This window comes from Citrobacter sp. Cpo069 (genome assembly GCF_030332785.1).
Classification (GTDB): domain Bacteria; phylum Pseudomonadota; class Gammaproteobacteria; order Enterobacterales; family Enterobacteriaceae; genus Citrobacter; species Citrobacter portucalensis.
Genome location: NZ_JAOWHD010000059.1, coordinates 226,746 through 242,351 on the forward strand (window position 1 = coordinate 226,746; position 15,606 = coordinate 242,351).

Genomic DNA, 15,606 nt, shown 5'->3' on the forward strand with positions numbered 1-15,606 from the left:
TACCCGCCATTCTTCAGGCAGTTTTTTATCCAAAACTGCAGTATTTTTGGCAATTAATGGCGCGAATCAGGTATGCCTGTTATCTATCAAACAGTAATATCTTTCCACTCGATAATTTTTAATGCTCCAGTCGGACAAGCATTGGCGCATTCCCCGCATAACACACATTTTGAGGACTTTTTCGTTTCGGTATTTACGGTCGCCATCATCCACGGGCAGGCTGTGGTACACGCGCTACAGCCAATACAGCGTTTGTGGTCCACCGCAATACAACCGTCTTCCTGTTTCCAGGTAATTGCACCAATTGGGCAGACCTTCATGCACTGCGGATCTTTGCATTGACGGCAGGAATCAGCGGTATAGTTTAAATCGCCATACAGCCCACCACCGGACCCGACGCCATCATCGCCAAAGAAGAAATTGCGATGGATTTTTATCCGGGAAAAGAAGGTCCCTACGGCACCATCGTTATAACTGGTACAGGATATTTCACAGCGGTGACAGCCCGTACAGCGCGCTCGCTGGGTCACCAGAACCCCTTTCGGCGTATTGATAAGCCCCACGGTCCCACTATCGACATCTTCCTGCTTACAACCAAATAGGGATAACAGCGCGGGGGCAATCGTTAATCCCGCCAGTCCTTTCCCTGATATCCGCAGGAATTCTAGTCGCGTTAAACCACAATCTAAAAATGGACGATCAACCTGGTTCATTTATTTCGCATCCTCTTCGCAAATGCTGTGGTAGCAACACCTCCAGGCTAATTTAAACCAGCGCAGCTCAAGCCATATCGGGCGGTTAATGTTGCCAACAACACGTAAATTTTTGCCCTAACCTGATCGCGTAAATGACGGTGGTTAAACTGAATGAATCTAATCCTTTAGGGTTAGGCGCAGAAATAATGTGGTTATTCAGCATGCATAGTCTTGATCGTCATCAATTAAAAAACGGAAGGGATATAATTAATGCGGAGTGAGATTTATTATCATTAAGAAATAGAGTGAAATAGCAGCCCATTTAAATTACAAATATTTGTGAACCCTCTCCCAAATATAATGCTGTACGACAACCGATATATAAATGAATACATATCGATTTATAGTTCTCTACAACCAATTATTAACGGAGATAAATTATATAGATTGATAGATTAACGTATCGAGAATAAGAGGACGGCAAAAAATTTCTGCGGTCCTCTTTTTATGAATTAACCGGCCAATGCTTTAATTACAGTCTCAATAGCCTGTTTTTCTAACTCACTGCGCTTCACGCGCTGGTTAGCAAGGGTGGTTCTCAGTACTCCCGCAATGACGATATGCTTAGGTTCTTGTCCCAGATCGCGCATTTCCAGCACTACTTTACCGACTACTCTGCACATTTCACGGTACAACTCGTCGTCTTTCGTCTGATTTCCCATTTTTGCCCGCTCGTCATTAACTCAAACCAACAGCATATATCACTCTGACTATTTAGACAAAATTCAATGAAAATCAAATAAATGTCATCATTCTACTGAACTCTCTGAAGTCGATTAACGAGCTCAGCAAGACTTCCTGCCTGCATTTTTTCCATCACCCGCGCCCGGTGCACTTCAACCGTACGCACGGCAATATTCATGGCATCAGCAATTTCCCGATTCATTAACCCTTTTGCTACCAGATGCGCCAGTTCCCGTTCTTTTGGCGTAAGTTGTTGGTAGCATGAGATGATCTCTTGTCGCGAGAACGCCGCTGCTGAGACCTGCAAGGCATGTTCTAATGCTGCCTGAAGCGGCACGGCTGACACGGGTTTTTGCAAAAAATCGACCGCGCCACGTTTCATTTGCTCAACCGCCATCGGCACGTCGCCGTGCCCGGTGAGAAAGACCACCGCCAGCGTACTTGCTTTCTGACGCATGATTTCATGCACAGCGTGCCCATCCAGTACCGGCATACGCATATCCAGCAGTAGTACGCCCACCTGGTGCAAATTTGCCTCGGCGAGGAATTTCTCGCCTTGCTCCCAGCAAGACACTTCATATCCCAGACTTTCCAATAAAAACGCACAGGCCTGGGTAACAGCAATGTCGTCATCCAGCAGATGAATTATCGCCACTACGGCCTCCTTCCTGATTTGGCTTAAAATACAATGTCACTCTCGCCCCCGCTTTGCCGTCTGGGGCCTGCTGATTTTTGATCTCAATATCTCCGTTTGCGTAGCGTACCAGTCGCTGACAAATGGCCAGTCCTAGTCCCATACCTTCTTTGCGGGTGGTCATAAACGGCTGAAACGCCTGATACAACTGAGCCTCGTCAATGCCTCCGGCATTATCCTGCACCTGAATACGCACGCCACAATCCTTGTGCAGGGCGCTAAACCATACTGTCGTAGCGCCTGCCTGGGCGGCATTGAGTACCAGATTAGCCAGCACCTGCTCAAGAAGAACGCTTGGCAGCATCAAGGTTAACGCCTTGCTAACCTGCGTGTGCAGCGTTACCGCCGGGAATTGCTGGGGCATGCGCAGTAATTGCCAGACGTGATGGATAGCATCGTGAACGTTGATGGCTTGCCAGCCATCGGTGAGTACCGGATTGCCCTGTGCCTGGCTGACCCACTGCCGGAGATTGCGCAGCGTATCGGCTCCTCGTTGTGCCTGGGCGTCTATGTGCTCAAGCGCGGGCAACAACGGATGCTGCTCATCCTGACCACGCAGGCGAATCAGACAGCCTTGGGCATAATGGCGGATAGCCGACAACGGCTGATTGAGCTCATGGGCAAAACCGGAGGTCATCTCCCCCAGCACGCTCATTTGGCGGGCAGTCTCCAGCGCCTGTTCCTGTTTGTGCAACAACACGTTGTTCCGCTCTAACTGCCTGCCGCGTCGGCGAACCAACAGCATCACCCAGATGTAATTGAGCGTAAGCAACAGCAGCACGATGGCCACGCCCCCCATCGCCAGTCGGTGTTGAATAAACCAGCTTTTGACATCCAGCCACAGCTGACGCTGCTGCGGATGCTGGCGGACGTCGCGCAACAACGCTTCTACTTCGCGGGTCGAGGCGGGCGCGCCCCAGCGAAACGCCGCGTTTTGCGGTGCATTGAACAGTACCCGCGTCACGCGATCGGCCAACTCGTCACTCACTGCAGGTAGTGCGGCAAATGACCAGTCCGGATAGAGCGGCGTACTGGTTAAACAGGGAATTGAAGTCGGATGATTCAACACGGTCATAAAATCGGTTTTACGGATGAGGCCTTCTTCATCCATTTTTTCCAGCAGGCACACCGGCACGATCACCGCCTGCACGGCTTTTTCACGTAATAAATAGAGTAAGGCATCGGCGGGAAATCCGGTGAACGTCAGACGCAAATCGCGTTCAGGGCGCAGACCGGCATCACTGAGCGCTTTATATCCCAACAAATAACCGCCAAACGCCTGAGCATCAATGGCGCCAACCGTTTTGCCGATCAGATCGTGTGCGGAGGTTATCCCGCTGTCGCGCCTGACGAGAATGGCGCTGCCAATCACGTTACTGGTGGCTTTCCCACCACGGGTGGAGCGTAACGACGCCAGCCAGCGTAGCGCCGAGCGGCTGTTAAGCTGGACAAACTGCGCCGGATTGGTGACCACAAAGTGTACCGTTCCACGATTCACCGCCTCCTGCATCTGCCGCAGGTCCAGCGGTTGAATATGAAACTGCTCACCGGGGATTTGCTGATTCAACAAGGTTTCCAGCGGCTGCCAGTGATTACGTGTAGAAACCTCCCCGCGCATCGCCAAAACGCCAATGTTCCATGTCTGCGCCCTGACCGCGCCGCTTAGCATCCACAGCGACGCCAGCACCGTCAGACATCTTACTACGTTACGTCCCACTCAATTATCCCTGTCAATTATGTTGTTTTAGATCAACAACAAGCCGGGTATGTGGTTAACCACAATAGAGTATACCCCGTCACGATTTTTACACTGTAAATCATTGAGATTCTTTATTCATCACACGCAAATCAACGGCGTGACCAATGTTTCGTTGTTGCATCGTGACGGGAGAAGATATGGACAGCAGTAAACGGCAGTTTCTCCAGCAACTGGGCGTCCTGACCGCTGGCGCATCACTGGTTCCGTTGGCTCAGGCGCAATTTCCCTTTTCGCCTGAACGCCACGAAGGCTCACAACAGCATCGCTACGCCATGCTGGTTGACCTGCGACGCTGTATCGGCTGCCAGGCCTGTACCGTCAGTTGCGCCATTGAAAACCAGACGCCACAGGGCGAATTTCGTACCCTCGTCAACCAGTATCAAGTACAGATTGAAGGCCAGCAAAGCGTTACCAACGTCCTGCTGCCGCGACTGTGCAACCATTGTGATAATCCCCCTTGCGTGCCCGTTTGCCCGGTACAGGCCACTTTCCAACGCGAAGACGGTATTGTGGTGGTCGACAACACACGCTGCGTGGGCTGCGCCTATTGCGTGCAGGCCTGCCCTTATGATGCGCGATTCATCAACCATGAAACGCAAACCGCCGATAAATGTACCTTTTGCGTTCACCGCCTAGAAGCGGGGCTGCTCCCGGCCTGTGTGGAATCCTGTGTCGGCGGCGCGCGCATCATTGGCGATATTAAAGATCCGCACAGCCGCATTTCACAAATGCTGCATGAACACCATGACGCCATCAAAGTCCTGAAGCCGGAAAGCGGTACGTCTCCTCACGTGTTCTATCTGGGACTGGATGAGGCGTTTGTCACCCCATTGATGGGACGAGCTCAACCCGCTCTCTGGCAGGAGGTTTAAATGAACCATTCACTGATTATCGACGAGGTTCTGGCCCATCCCCAGGACGTAAGCTGGTTACCCTGGGCCGTACAATACTTCTTTTTCATCGGCATTGCCGCCTGCGCCGCGCTATTCGCCTGCGTTCTTCACTGGCGCAAAAAAGAAACGGCAGACCTGGAGAATCTGACGCTGTTAATCGCCCTGACCTGCGCGATTACCGCGCCACTGGCGCTGACCGCTGATCTACACCAAACCGCCCGCGTCTGGCATTTCTATGCGTATCCGACGCCATGGTCCTGGATGCCGTGGGGCGCACTGTTTTTACCGCTGTTTACCGGTTTTTTAGGTCTGTGGTTTCTGGCGCAGCATGTGAAACGGCTAACGCTAAAAAGTTACAGCGTCACAAATTGGTTAGCACTTGGTAGCGCGCTGTCCGCCATCGGATTGCTGGTTTACACCGGCCGTGAAGTGTCGGTGGTACAGGCGCGTCCCATTTGGTTCAGTTACGCCTTTCCGGTTGCGATGTTCCTCAGCGCGCTGCAAACATTTCTTGCCCTGCTTATTGCCACGACAAATAGCAAGGACGCACTACCGCGTAAGCTAGCGTGGGGGCAAATGGTCACGTTGATCGCGCTGGCTATCGTGGTGGCGATCTGGGCGAGTGGTAATACGCTTTCCGGTTCGGCTATCCGTCAGTGGCTGGATGTTGCCTCTTCAGCACAACACTACGCTATCGGTTGGGTTGCGCTATGGCTTGTTTCGCTTGCTCTTTGCGGGTTGGTTGTACGTTACCCCTTGTCGCTACCGCTGCGCATATTACTCGCTTTTAGCGCTATGGCGCTGTGCTGGCTAATGCGCTGGACGTTACTCATCCAGGTGCAGACCGTACCGAAATTTAACGCGCAGTTTAATCCCTATACCCTGCCCGGCGGCACCGATGGCTGGCTGGCTATTGTGGGTACCTTCGGCCTGTGGATAGCACTGATTATTATTGTTCGTGAAGCCCTGAACGCGATCGCAAGGAGAATGCAACATGGCTAATTTAACCCGTCGTCAGTGGCTTAAAGTCGGCCTTGCCGTAGGTGGCATGGTGACTTTTGGCCTGAGTTATCGGGATGTGGCAAAGCGCGCGATAGACGGTTTGTTGGACGGAACCTCGGGCAAAATTACCCGTGACCGCATTTTTGCCAACGCGCTCATCCCCGAAGCCAACGCCCGGCCTCACTGGCAGCAAAACCCGCAGCAGGTGATCTCGATGACGCAGTGCTTTGGTTGCTGGACGCAGTGTGGTGTACGGGTTCGCGTTGACACTGAGCAAGGCAAAGTGCTGCGCATTGCGGGCAACCCTTATCATCCGTTGTCGCACGAGCACCATATAGACGCCTCTGTCCCCTTTGCCACGGCAATGGAACAGTTGACCGGGGAGTCAGGTCTTGACGCACGTTCTACCGCCTGCGCCCGTGGTGCAACCTTACTCGAAGGTCTGTACAGCCCGCTACGAATTCTGGAGCCTATGAAGCGCGTCGGTAAACGCGGTGAAGGAAAATGGCAGCGCATCAGCTTCGAACAGCTGATCAAAGAGGTGGTGGAAGGTGGCGATTTGTTTGGTGAAGGCCACGTTGATGGTCTGAGAGCCATCCACGATCCCACTACACCGCTTGATGCGAAACATCCCGGCTTTGGCCCAAAATCCAATCAACTGCTGGTCACCAATACCAGCGATGAAGGACGTGATACCTTTTTACGTCGCTTCGCACTGAACAGTTTCGGCAGTAAAAACTTCGGTGCTCATGGCGCTTACTGCGGCCTGGCCTATCGGGCCGGTTCCGGCGCGTTAATGGGCGATCTGGATAAAAATACCCACGTGAAACCCGACTGGGATAACGTCGAATTCGCGCTGTTTATGGGCACCTCTCCGGCGCAATCCGGCAACCCGTTTAAGCGCCAGGCCCGCCAATTGGCCAGCGCCCGTTTACGTGACGACTTCCGCTATGTTGTGGTGGCGCCAGCCCTGCCATTAACCACGGTGCTGGCTGACGATCGCGGCCACTGGCAACCCGTACGACCGGGAAGCGACTCCGCGCTGGCTATGGGAATGATAAGCTGGATTATCGATAAACAACGCTATAACGCTGATTATCTCGCCATTCCCGGCGTGCAGGCCATGCAGCAGGCTGGAGAAAAAAGCTGGACTAACGCTACGCATCTGGTGATTACCGATGAAATTCCAACGCTTACCGGACAGCACCTGACCCTCGCCCATCTGAGTGCAAACGCAGCCCAGGAGCCGGTGGTCGTCAACGAGGCCGGTGAGATTGTCGCCGCCAGCAGTTGCCCGCGCGCTCAGCTGTTTGTTACCCGTGAAGTGACGCTGGCCGACGGGCAGACAGTAACAGTAAAAAGCAGCTTCCAGTGTCTGCGTGAGTCCGCAGAGAAACTGTCACTAACGCAGTACAGCCAGCAGTGTGGGGTGTCAGAAGCAGACATTGCCGCTCTGGCCGACGCATTCACCCGCCACGGGCGTAAAGCGGCAGTGATCACGCACGGCGGTATGATGGCAGGTAATGGATTTTATAACGCCTGGTCGGTAATGATGCTCAATGCGCTTATTGGTAACCTCAGCCTTGAAGGCGGCGTGTTCGTCGGCGGCGGCAAATTTAATGGCGCCACCGACGGTCCGCGCTACAACATGGACAGCTTCGCCGGGAAGGTAAAACCGAAAGGGTTAAGCATCGCGCGCAGTAAAACCGCTTATGAGTCTTCGGAAGAGTACCGCAATAAGGTGGCTGCCGGGCAATCGCCCTTCCCGGCTAAAGCGCCGTGGTATCCGTTTGTCGCCGGTCAGCTTACCGAACTCCTCGTCTCGGCGCTTGAAGGTTACCCTTATCCGCTGAAAGCCTGGATCTCCAACATGACCAACCCGTTTTACGGCATTGCGGGGTTACGCGGCGTGGCGGAAGAAAAGCTCAAGGATCCTGCTCGTCTGCCGCTGTTTATTGCCATTGACGCCTTTATGAACGAAACCACGGCGCTGGCAGATTACATCGTGCCGGATACCCACAACTTCGAAAGCTGGGGATTCAGCGCTCCGTGGGCGGGCGTGGCCAGCAAAGCCACCACCGCGCGTTGGCCAGTTGTCAGATCGGCGACCAGCCTCACGGCTGACGGCCAACCGGCCTCGATGGAGTCTTTCTGTATTGCAGTGGCAAAGCGCATCGGGCTACCTGGATTCGGCGACAATGCAATTACCGATCCGCAAGGTAATCACTATCCGTTAAACCGTGCGGAAGATTACTACCTGCGTCTCGCGGCCAATATTGCGTTTATGGGCAAAGCTCCGGTTGCTGAAGCACAGCCGGAAGACATAGCGCTGACCGGGGTCCAGCGGATCATGCCTGTGATGACCCAAACGTTGAAAACCGATGAAATCAGCCGAGTGGCGTTTATCTACTCCCGCGGCGGGCGCTTTGCGCCGGACAACAGCGGGCGAGTTGATAACCGCGTCGGCAATGCCTGGGAAAAACCGCTCCAAATCTGGAATGCGAACGTCGCCGCGCACCGCCATGCGATTACCGGCGAGCGCTTCAGCGGCTGCCCGGCCTGGTATCCTTCACGTCTGTCAGATGGACGTGCGGTCGAGGAGTTGTTCCCGGAACAAGAGTGGCCGTTGAAACTGATTTCCTTTAAATCCAATACCATGTCCAGCGCCACGGCGGTTATCCCACGCCTTCATCATCTGAAGCCGGTTAATCTGGTGGCGCTCAATCCACAGGATGGTCAGCGGTATGGTTTAGCACACGGCGATATCGTGCGTATCACCACCCCCGGTGGTCAGGCGCAAGCGCAGATAAGCCTGCTGCATGGCGTCATGCCGGGTGTTATCGCCATCGAGCATGGTTACGGGCATAAAGAAATGGGCGCGGCACGGCATACCCTCGACGGTGAGCCGATGGCGTTTGATGAGCAGATTAAGTCGGGGATTAATCTCAACGAGTTGGGTTTTGCGGACCCAACCCGACAGGTAACCAATACCTGGCTTGACTGGGTGTCGGGTGCGTCGGTGCGTCAGGGGTTGCCAGCGAGAATTGAGCGAGTGTAGCTCTGGTGCCGTATGGCATAGCGAACGCGTTTTACCCGGCCTACAGGACGTCGTAGGCCGGATAAAGCACTGCCGCCACCCGGCAAAAAGCAGATTAGTTGTTTACCGGGATCACCGCACCTTTATATTTAGTACGGATCCAGTCCTGGATCTCTTTTGAATGCAGGACATCAACCAGCGCTACGATATCCTTTTTCTTCTCGTCGCCACGATGCACGGTAATGATGTTGGCATACGGGTTGTTTTCACCACTTTCAACAGCAATAGGATCTTTCACTGGATCCAGCCCGGCGTCGATGGCGTAGTTGGCGTTAATCACCACCGCATCGCCTTCGTCGTTGTTATACATCTGCGGTAACAGCGCGGCTTCCACGTTTGGCAGGAACTTCAGCTTTTTCGGGTTTTCGACGATATCGCTAATGCGCGCAGTTACTTTATCCACGCCCGGCTTCAGCTTGATCACCCCCTCTTTTTCGAAAATCGACAGAATACGGCCTTCCTCAGATACCGCGTCACGCATGATGACTTTGCCGCCTTCCGGCAGATCTTTAAGTGATTTCACTTTTTTCGAATAGATACCAATCGGCTCAATGTGAATCGCTCCGGCGCTGACGAAGTCATACGTTTTATCGCCTGCATGGTCTTTAATCACGCTGTTCAGGTACGGAATATGCTGGAAGTAGTTGGCGTCAATCTCACGGCCAGCCAGCGCAGTGTTCGGCAGAATGTAATCCTGGAACGGTTTAATCTCCAGATCGATCCCCTGCTTCGCCAGAATCGGTTTGGCCTGTTCAAGGATCTCCGCATGCGGCACGTTAGACGCGCCAACGGTCAGAGTATCAGCCCAGGAGGCAAAGCTCAGGGCGCTTAAGGTTGCTGCGGCGAGTAACGTCAGTGATTTTTTCATGATTATGGTTTCCGTATTTTATTAGCGTTTATCTAACAGAGAGGTGATCACATCGCCGCAAAGCTGGATGATGAAGACAATGAGCAAAATCGTCACCGTCGCCACCAGCGTGACGTCGCTGTGGTTGCGCTGGAATCCTTCCAGATAGGCCAAATTCCCTAAACCACCGGCACCAATTACCCCTGCCATCGCGCTGTAGCTCACCAGCGCAATTAGCGTCACGGTGATCCCGGACACCAGAGCAGGAGATGATTCCGGCAGTAAAACTCGAAAAATAAGTGTGCTCAGTCGTGCGCCCATTGAACGCGTCGCTTCAATAACGCCTTTATCCACTTCACGCAGAGCGATTTCGACCAGACGCGCATAAAACGGCGCTGCCCCCACGATCAGCGCAGGCAACGCGGCATTGGCGCCGAGAATGGTGCCTACCATCGCTTTGGTAAACGGGATCAGCAGCACGATCAAAATGATGAATGGGATCGAACGAAAGATATTCACCACCAGCGAAATAGCGCTATATACCGCGCGATTAGGGAACAATCCGCCGCGCGCGGTCAGGAACAATGCCAGACCAAGCGCGATGCCCAGAATAAAGGTCGCCGCCCCCGAAAGAGCTGTCATATACAGCGTTTCCTGGGTTGCCGCTAACAATTGATCCCACTTCAGATGGGGAAACAGTTCTTCAGCCATGTTGAATCACCTCGCCTTCAATGTCGCTCTGGCGCAGGTCGGCCAAAATATTGTTCAATTGTTCCTCAGAGGCCACCACGTGCACCCAGAGTTGCCCAAACACGCCGTGTGCGGTTTGCGTCATCTTGCCGTGCAAGATGTTGAACGGCAGGCCATAGCGCAGGGTCAATTCCCCAACCACAGGCCGATGGGTACGTTGCCCGGTAAAGGTTAATTTGATAACCACCCCACCCAACTCTCTTGCCAGCTGCGGATTAAACTCGTCTTCTTCGGTGTACTGGCTTACCTGACGAACAAATTGTCGGGTAATAGGCTGCTGAGGATGGGTAAAGACGCTGAGCACATCACCTTCCTCAACGACCTTGCCGTTTTCCATTACCGCGACGCGGTCACAGATTTTGCGTACCACGTGCATTTCATGAGTGATCAGCACAATGGTCAATTTGAAACGACGGTTAATATCGAGGAGTAAATCGAGGATCTGATCGGTAGTTTGCGGATCCAGCGCCGAGGTGGCTTCGTCACACAGCAGGACATCTGGATTGTTCGCCAGCGCGCGAGCAATTCCTACACGCTGTTTTTGCCCACCGCTGAGCTGGGAAGGATACGCATTTTCACGACCGCTCAGCCCAACCAGCGTAATCAGTTCAGCAACCCGCGTTTTGATGGACGCTTTGGACGCACCGGCGATTTGCATAGAGAACGCAATGTTTTCGCTAACGGTCCGCGACCACAGCAAATTGAAGTGTTGAAACACCATGCTGATTTTCAGTCGCGCCTGGCGTAACGATTCCCCACTGGCGGCCGAGATATCGTGGCCGTTAATCGTCACGCTGCCGGAGGTCGGCTTTTCGAGACCATTGAGCAAACGAATTAAGGTGCTTTTACCTGCCCCGCTGTAACCAATAATGCCGTAAATCTGCCCCTGTTCAACCGTCAGGTTGACGTTATCGACAGCGGTGATGGCAAGCCTGCCTGGCGTAAACACTTTCGAAATATTTTTCAGGACAATCATGTCGTTTGGGTATCCGCTGCTGCTTATTGTTCTTCTGCTAGCGCTTTTGGCTGTTTAGCAGTATGGATGTCCAAACGAGTGTAATCAGTGGAATTGGCTTTTAAAATGAATTAAAACGCATTTGATATAACTTTTAGAAATATAGTACTGCATCGACGTCAACGGCATAAAACGTAGTCATCGAGATGTTAAATGCAGTTTGTTGCGCAACAAATCGCAAGCCCCATAGCCTCTTTATCCATACCGATGAACAAATTAATGAATAATTTTTGTAAAACTTCACAGAAGTGTTTTGAAACGCTGTTTCCATTTTCCTTTTTGATAATTTTCAGCGTATAATGCGCGCCAATTGTCTCTTGAATGGTTTCAGCACATTGACCTGTAAAACTCAACGACTACAGAACTCACCATCCCGTTGGGCTGAAACACAAGCACACATTCCTCTGCACGCTTTTTCGATGTCACCTATCCTTAGAGCGAGGCATCACAACTTTCGTAACTCAGGTTTAGCTTCCCATCCGTGCGCGATGGGAGCCAGATTTCCATATCCTTCTCAACTTAAAGACTAAGACTGTCATGAAAAAGACGAAAATTGTTTGCACCATCGGTCCGAAAACCGAATCCGAAGAGATGTTAACCAAAATGCTGGACGCGGGCATGAACGTCATGCGTCTGAACTTCTCCCACGGCGACTACGCAGAACACGGTCAGCGCATCAAGAACTTGCGCAACGTCATGAGCAAAACCGGCAAGAAAGCCGCAATCCTGCTCGACACCAAAGGTCCTGAAATCCGTACCATCAAACTGGAAGGCGGTAATGACGTTTCCCTGAAAGCGGGCCAGACCTTCACCTTCACCACCGACAAATCTGTCGTAGGCAACAACGAAATCGTTGCTGTAACTTACGAAGGCTTCACTAAAGATCTGTCCGTCGGCAACACCGTTCTGGTTGATGATGGTCTGATCGGCATGGAAGTTACCTCTATCGAAGGTAACAAAGTTATCTGTAAAGTGCTGAACAACGGCGACCTGGGCGAAAACAAAGGCGTTAACCTGCCGGGCGTTTCCATCGCGCTGCCAGCACTGGCTGAAAAAGACAAACAAGACCTGATCTTCGGTTGCGAGCAAGGCGTTGACTTCGTTGCAGCGTCCTTTATCCGTAAACGTTCTGACGTCGTTGAAATCCGTGAGCACCTGAAAGCGCACGGCGGCGAAAACATCCAGATCATCTCCAAAATCGAAAACCAGGAAGGCCTGAACAACTTCGACGAAATCCTCGAAGCGTCTGACGGCATCATGGTTGCGCGTGGCGATATGGGCGTTGAGATCCCGGTTGAAGAAGTTATCTTCGCGCAGAAGATGATCATCGAAAAATGTATCCGTGCACGTAAAGTCGTTATCACTGCGACCCAGATGCTGGACTCCATGATCAAAAACCCGCGTCCGACCCGCGCTGAAGCCGGTGACGTAGCGAACGCCATCCTCGATGGTACCGACGCAGTAATGCTGTCTGGCGAGTCTGCAAAAGGTAAATACCCGCTGGAAGCCGTTACCATCATGGCGACCATCTGTGAGCGTACTGACCGTGTGATGACCAGCCGTCTGGACTTCAACAACGACAGCCGCAAACTGCGCATCACCGAAGCCGTTTGCCGTGGCGCGGTTGAAACTGCTGAAAAACTGGACGCGCCGCTGATCGTCGTCGCAACCCAGGGTGGTAAATCCGCTCGCGCAGTACGTAAATACTTCCCGGATGCCACCATCCTGGCGCTGACCACCAACGAAACTACCGCGCGTCAGCTGGTGCTGAGTAAAGGCGTTGTTGCACAGGTGGTTAAAGAAATCAGCTCTACCGATGATTTCTATCGTCTGGGTAAAGAAGTCGCTCTGGAAAGCGGTCTGGCTCAAAAAGGTGACGTTGTGGTTATGGTTTCTGGTGCACTGGTTCCGAGTGGCACCACCAACACCGCATCCGTTCACGTGCTGTAATAATTCCATCGCGAATTAATTTGCTAAAAAAAGCGCCCTGGTGGCGCTTTTTTTATTTTATCGATAGCCACAATTAATAAAAAATCAAATCGGATTTCACTATCTAATCCGTGATTATCTAAGATGAATCCGATGGAAGCTTTCTGTTTTCACTCGGGTTTTTAGCCGTTTTTGCACAATTCGATGCTTCTTTGAGCGAACGATCAAAAATAAGTGCATTCCCATCAAAAAAATATTCTCAACATAAAAAAGTTTGTGTAATACTTGTAACGCTACATGGAGATTAACTCAATCTAGAGGGTATTAATAATGAATCGTACTAAACTGGTACTGGGCGCGGTAATCCTGGGTTCTACTCTGCTGGCAGGTTGCTCCAGCAACGCTAAAATCGATCAGCTGTCTTCTGACGTTCAGACTCTGAACGCTAAAGTTGACCAGCTGAGCAACGACGTGAACGCAATGCGTTCCGACGTTCAGGCTGCTAAAGATGACGCAGCTCGCGCTAACCAGCGTCTGGACAACGCAGCTACTAAATACCGCAAGTAATAGTATCTGTGTAATAAAAATGGCGCACATTGTGCGCCATTTTTTTTGCTCTGAATTCCCCTTCCCTGTTATTGCGTAGCGCGCACCTCAGCATCTCCTCCCGGCACGCCATTTTGCGCAGACTTCACTTCTGGCCCATTGCTCGCGACCGATGCTTGCCCGGCAGTGACGGTGACTGGATAACCTGCGCGACGATACAACGCCCTTTCCACCAGACTGTTATCCACCGCTTTATTATCTTTAAACTGGGTGAAACCGGCTGGCAGCACATACGGCATGGTCTGGACGTTTTGCTCCTCTTCCGGCGACAGCGGTCGATGCACTTCGACATACCTCATGCCGTTCGGCTCAATCGAATATTTTATCGGCTCATTAATCACCTTGACCGGCGTGCCTGTGCGGACCTGAGCAAACAGTGCTTTAATGTCCGGCGCGTTCATGCGAATACAACCAGAACTCACACGCAGGCCCACGCTGTCCGGCGCGCTGGTGCCATGGATCAGATACTCACCGTTTCCATGCGCCAGACGCAGTGCAAAGCGTCCTAACGGGTTATTTGGCCCGGCAGGTACAACAGGCGGTAATGTGATGCCACGCTCCAGAGAGCGTTTACGGATGCCTGGTGTAGGGGTCCAGGTAGGATTCGGGATTTTCTGCCCAACCCGGGTTTCCATTACCGGCGTTTCCAGCCCCTGCAAACCGATACCAATTGGGAATACCTGAACAATATTCTCTCCCGGCGGGAAGTAATACAGACGCAGTTCCGCCAGATTCACAATAATGCCTTCACGTGGAGCATCCGGCAGCAGTAATTGTGAGGGAATAGTAATCAGGGTTCCGGGTTTAGGTACGGGGGCAATAGTGTTGTTGGCTTCAAGGATCAGCATGGCAGCGGTATCAAACTTACGGGCTATCGCCTGTAGGTTTTTATCGCCTTCCTGCACGGTGTAGGTTTGGTTTTGCCCAACAAGGCGGCTGTTCGCCTGGGGCAAAGGATAATCGACCGCCCATGCGGCCTGAATAGCGCTGTAAGCGCCGATTAGCATTAACGTAATAACAGACGCGCGTTTCATACTCACTCACCCCCCTGGCGTTCTTGCCGGACGGCGGCGAGCGCCCAATCCGGCTTACGAGTCACTGCGTTGCCTTACACGAACGCTTTCAAGTCGGTCTGAAAGTTAACGTGTTTTATCAGTTTAGCTAAGAGTTGCGGCTTTGGCGCGAATAGCCCGAATCATCGCCTCCAGCCCTTGTGAACGAGACGGCGTGAGGTGCTGTGCGAGCGCCATTTTTTCAAACCACGGACGCACATCAAAATTCACAATATCCTGGGCCGTCATGCGATCATACAAAATGAATACCACGGCAATAAGTCCTTTCACAATTGCCGCATCACTGTCGCCCTGTAATTCAATAATCCCTTCGCCATTCTGGTTCATAACAATCCATACCTGACTTTGACATCCCTGGATGCTATTTTCCGGGCAGCGTAAGTCGTCGTTTAATTCCGGCAAACGCTGACCCAGCTCAATAATGTACAGGTATTTCTCTTCCCAATTAGCGCAACGCAGAAAATTACGCAACAACTTTTCTTTATCCGGTAGCGCAGCCATA

The 15,606-nt window shown here is 52.3% G+C and carries 15 protein-coding genes; 6 read left to right on the forward strand and 9 right to left on the reverse strand.

The window, feature by feature from the left end; genetic code table 11:
* Positions 1 to 86: 86 nt before the first annotated feature.
* The 4 genes from OGY08_RS17085 to ttrS form a co-directional block, all read right to left on the reverse strand.
* On the reverse strand, positions 87 to 713 hold the full coding sequence (locus OGY08_RS17085) for a ferredoxin-like protein (protein ID WP_125363173.1): 627 nt from the start codon (positions 711 to 713) through the stop codon (positions 87 to 89).
* 494 nt (positions 714 to 1,207) lie between these two features.
* Entirely contained in the window at positions 1,208 to 1,417 is a 210-nt protein-coding gene (fumD, locus tag OGY08_RS17090) for a fumarate hydratase FumD (RefSeq protein ID WP_003029345.1), read from the reverse strand.
* Between the two features lie 92 nt (positions 1,418 to 1,509).
* On the reverse strand, positions 1,510 to 2,094 hold the full coding sequence (gene ttrR / locus OGY08_RS17095; protein WP_008784617.1) for a tetrathionate respiration response regulator TtrR: 585 nt from the start codon (positions 2,092 to 2,094) through the stop codon (positions 1,510 to 1,512).
* Positions 2,069 to 3,802 carry a tetrathionate respiration histidine kinase TtrS gene (gene ttrS, locus OGY08_RS17100; protein ID WP_125363194.1) on the reverse strand — a complete coding sequence of 578 codons (1,734 nt, stop codon included), beginning with the start codon at positions 3,800 to 3,802 and terminating at the stop codon, positions 2,069 to 2,071. The genes ttrR and ttrS overlap by 26 nt, the downstream gene beginning before the upstream one ends.
* 227 nt (positions 3,803 to 4,029) lie before the next feature.
* On the opposite strand from ttrS, the gene ttrB reads away from it, so the two are divergent.
* From ttrB to ttrA, 3 genes are read left to right on the forward strand one after another with little or no spacing between them, the layout of a single operon-like run.
* Positions 4,030 to 4,764 (forward strand): tetrathionate reductase subunit TtrB, encoded by a 735-nt coding sequence (ttrB, locus tag OGY08_RS17105; RefSeq protein WP_020996438.1) that lies wholly within the window; start codon positions 4,030 to 4,032, stop codon positions 4,762 to 4,764.
* Positions 4,765 to 5,787: a tetrathionate reductase subunit TtrC gene (ttrC, locus tag OGY08_RS17110; RefSeq protein WP_125363172.1), complete on the forward strand. Its 1,023-nt coding sequence runs from the start codon at positions 4,765 to 4,767 to the stop codon at positions 5,785 to 5,787. It abuts the gene before it with no gap.
* Positions 5,780 to 8,845, forward strand: coding sequence for a tetrathionate reductase subunit TtrA (gene ttrA, locus OGY08_RS17115; protein WP_286566179.1), 3,066 nt, complete (start codon positions 5,780 to 5,782; stop codon positions 8,843 to 8,845). The genes ttrC and ttrA overlap by 8 nt, the downstream gene beginning before the upstream one ends.
* A gap of 94 nt (positions 8,846 to 8,939) precedes the next feature.
* Here the strand turns inward: ttrA and OGY08_RS17120 are convergent, their stop codons facing one another.
* Genes OGY08_RS17120 through OGY08_RS17130 form a run of 3 tightly spaced genes read right to left on the reverse strand, consistent with a single transcriptional unit; the run spans position 8,940 to position 11,457 of the window.
* Positions 8,940 to 9,752 carry a MetQ/NlpA family ABC transporter substrate-binding protein gene (locus OGY08_RS17120; protein WP_003029358.1) on the reverse strand — a complete coding sequence of 271 codons (813 nt, stop codon included), beginning with the start codon at positions 9,750 to 9,752 and terminating at the stop codon, positions 8,940 to 8,942.
* 21 nt (positions 9,753 to 9,773) lie between these two features.
* Positions 9,774 to 10,442 carry a methionine ABC transporter permease gene (locus OGY08_RS17125; protein WP_048214308.1) on the reverse strand — a complete coding sequence of 223 codons (669 nt, stop codon included), beginning with the start codon at positions 10,440 to 10,442 and terminating at the stop codon, positions 9,774 to 9,776.
* A complete protein-coding gene (locus OGY08_RS17130) occupies positions 10,435 to 11,457 on the reverse strand; it encodes a methionine ABC transporter ATP-binding protein (protein ID WP_060682285.1) in 1,023 nt (340 codons plus the stop codon). The genes OGY08_RS17125 and OGY08_RS17130 overlap by 8 nt, the downstream gene beginning before the upstream one ends.
* 374 nt (positions 11,458 to 11,831) lie before the next feature.
* On the opposite strand from OGY08_RS17130, the gene ynhH reads away from it, so the two are divergent.
* From ynhH to lpp, 3 genes are all read left to right on the forward strand, one after another.
* Positions 11,832 to 12,026, forward strand: coding sequence for a protein YnhH (gene ynhH, locus OGY08_RS17135; protein WP_244293978.1), 195 nt, complete (start codon positions 11,832 to 11,834; stop codon positions 12,024 to 12,026).
* Between the two features lie 7 nt (positions 12,027 to 12,033).
* Entirely contained in the window at positions 12,034 to 13,446 is a 1,413-nt protein-coding gene (gene pykF / locus OGY08_RS17140; protein ID WP_008784611.1) for a pyruvate kinase PykF, read from the forward strand.
* Positions 13,447 to 13,755: 309 nt separating this feature from the next.
* Positions 13,756 to 13,992: a murein lipoprotein Lpp gene (gene lpp / locus OGY08_RS17145; protein ID WP_003029373.1), complete on the forward strand. Its 237-nt coding sequence runs from the start codon at positions 13,756 to 13,758 to the stop codon at positions 13,990 to 13,992.
* A gap of 68 nt (positions 13,993 to 14,060) precedes the next feature.
* Here lpp and ldtE read toward each other — a convergent pair whose 3' ends face one another.
* Together ldtE and sufE are read right to left on the reverse strand one after the other, a co-directional pair.
* Entirely contained in the window at positions 14,061 to 15,065 is a 1,005-nt protein-coding gene (ldtE, locus tag OGY08_RS17150) for a L,D-transpeptidase LdtE (protein ID WP_008784610.1), read from the reverse strand.
* Positions 15,066 to 15,188: 123 nt separating this feature from the next.
* Positions 15,189 to 15,605, reverse strand: a complete 417-nt coding sequence (sufE, locus tag OGY08_RS17155) for a cysteine desulfuration protein SufE (protein ID WP_003832654.1) — start codon at positions 15,603 to 15,605, stop codon at positions 15,189 to 15,191.
* Position 15,606 lies beyond the last annotated feature (1 nt).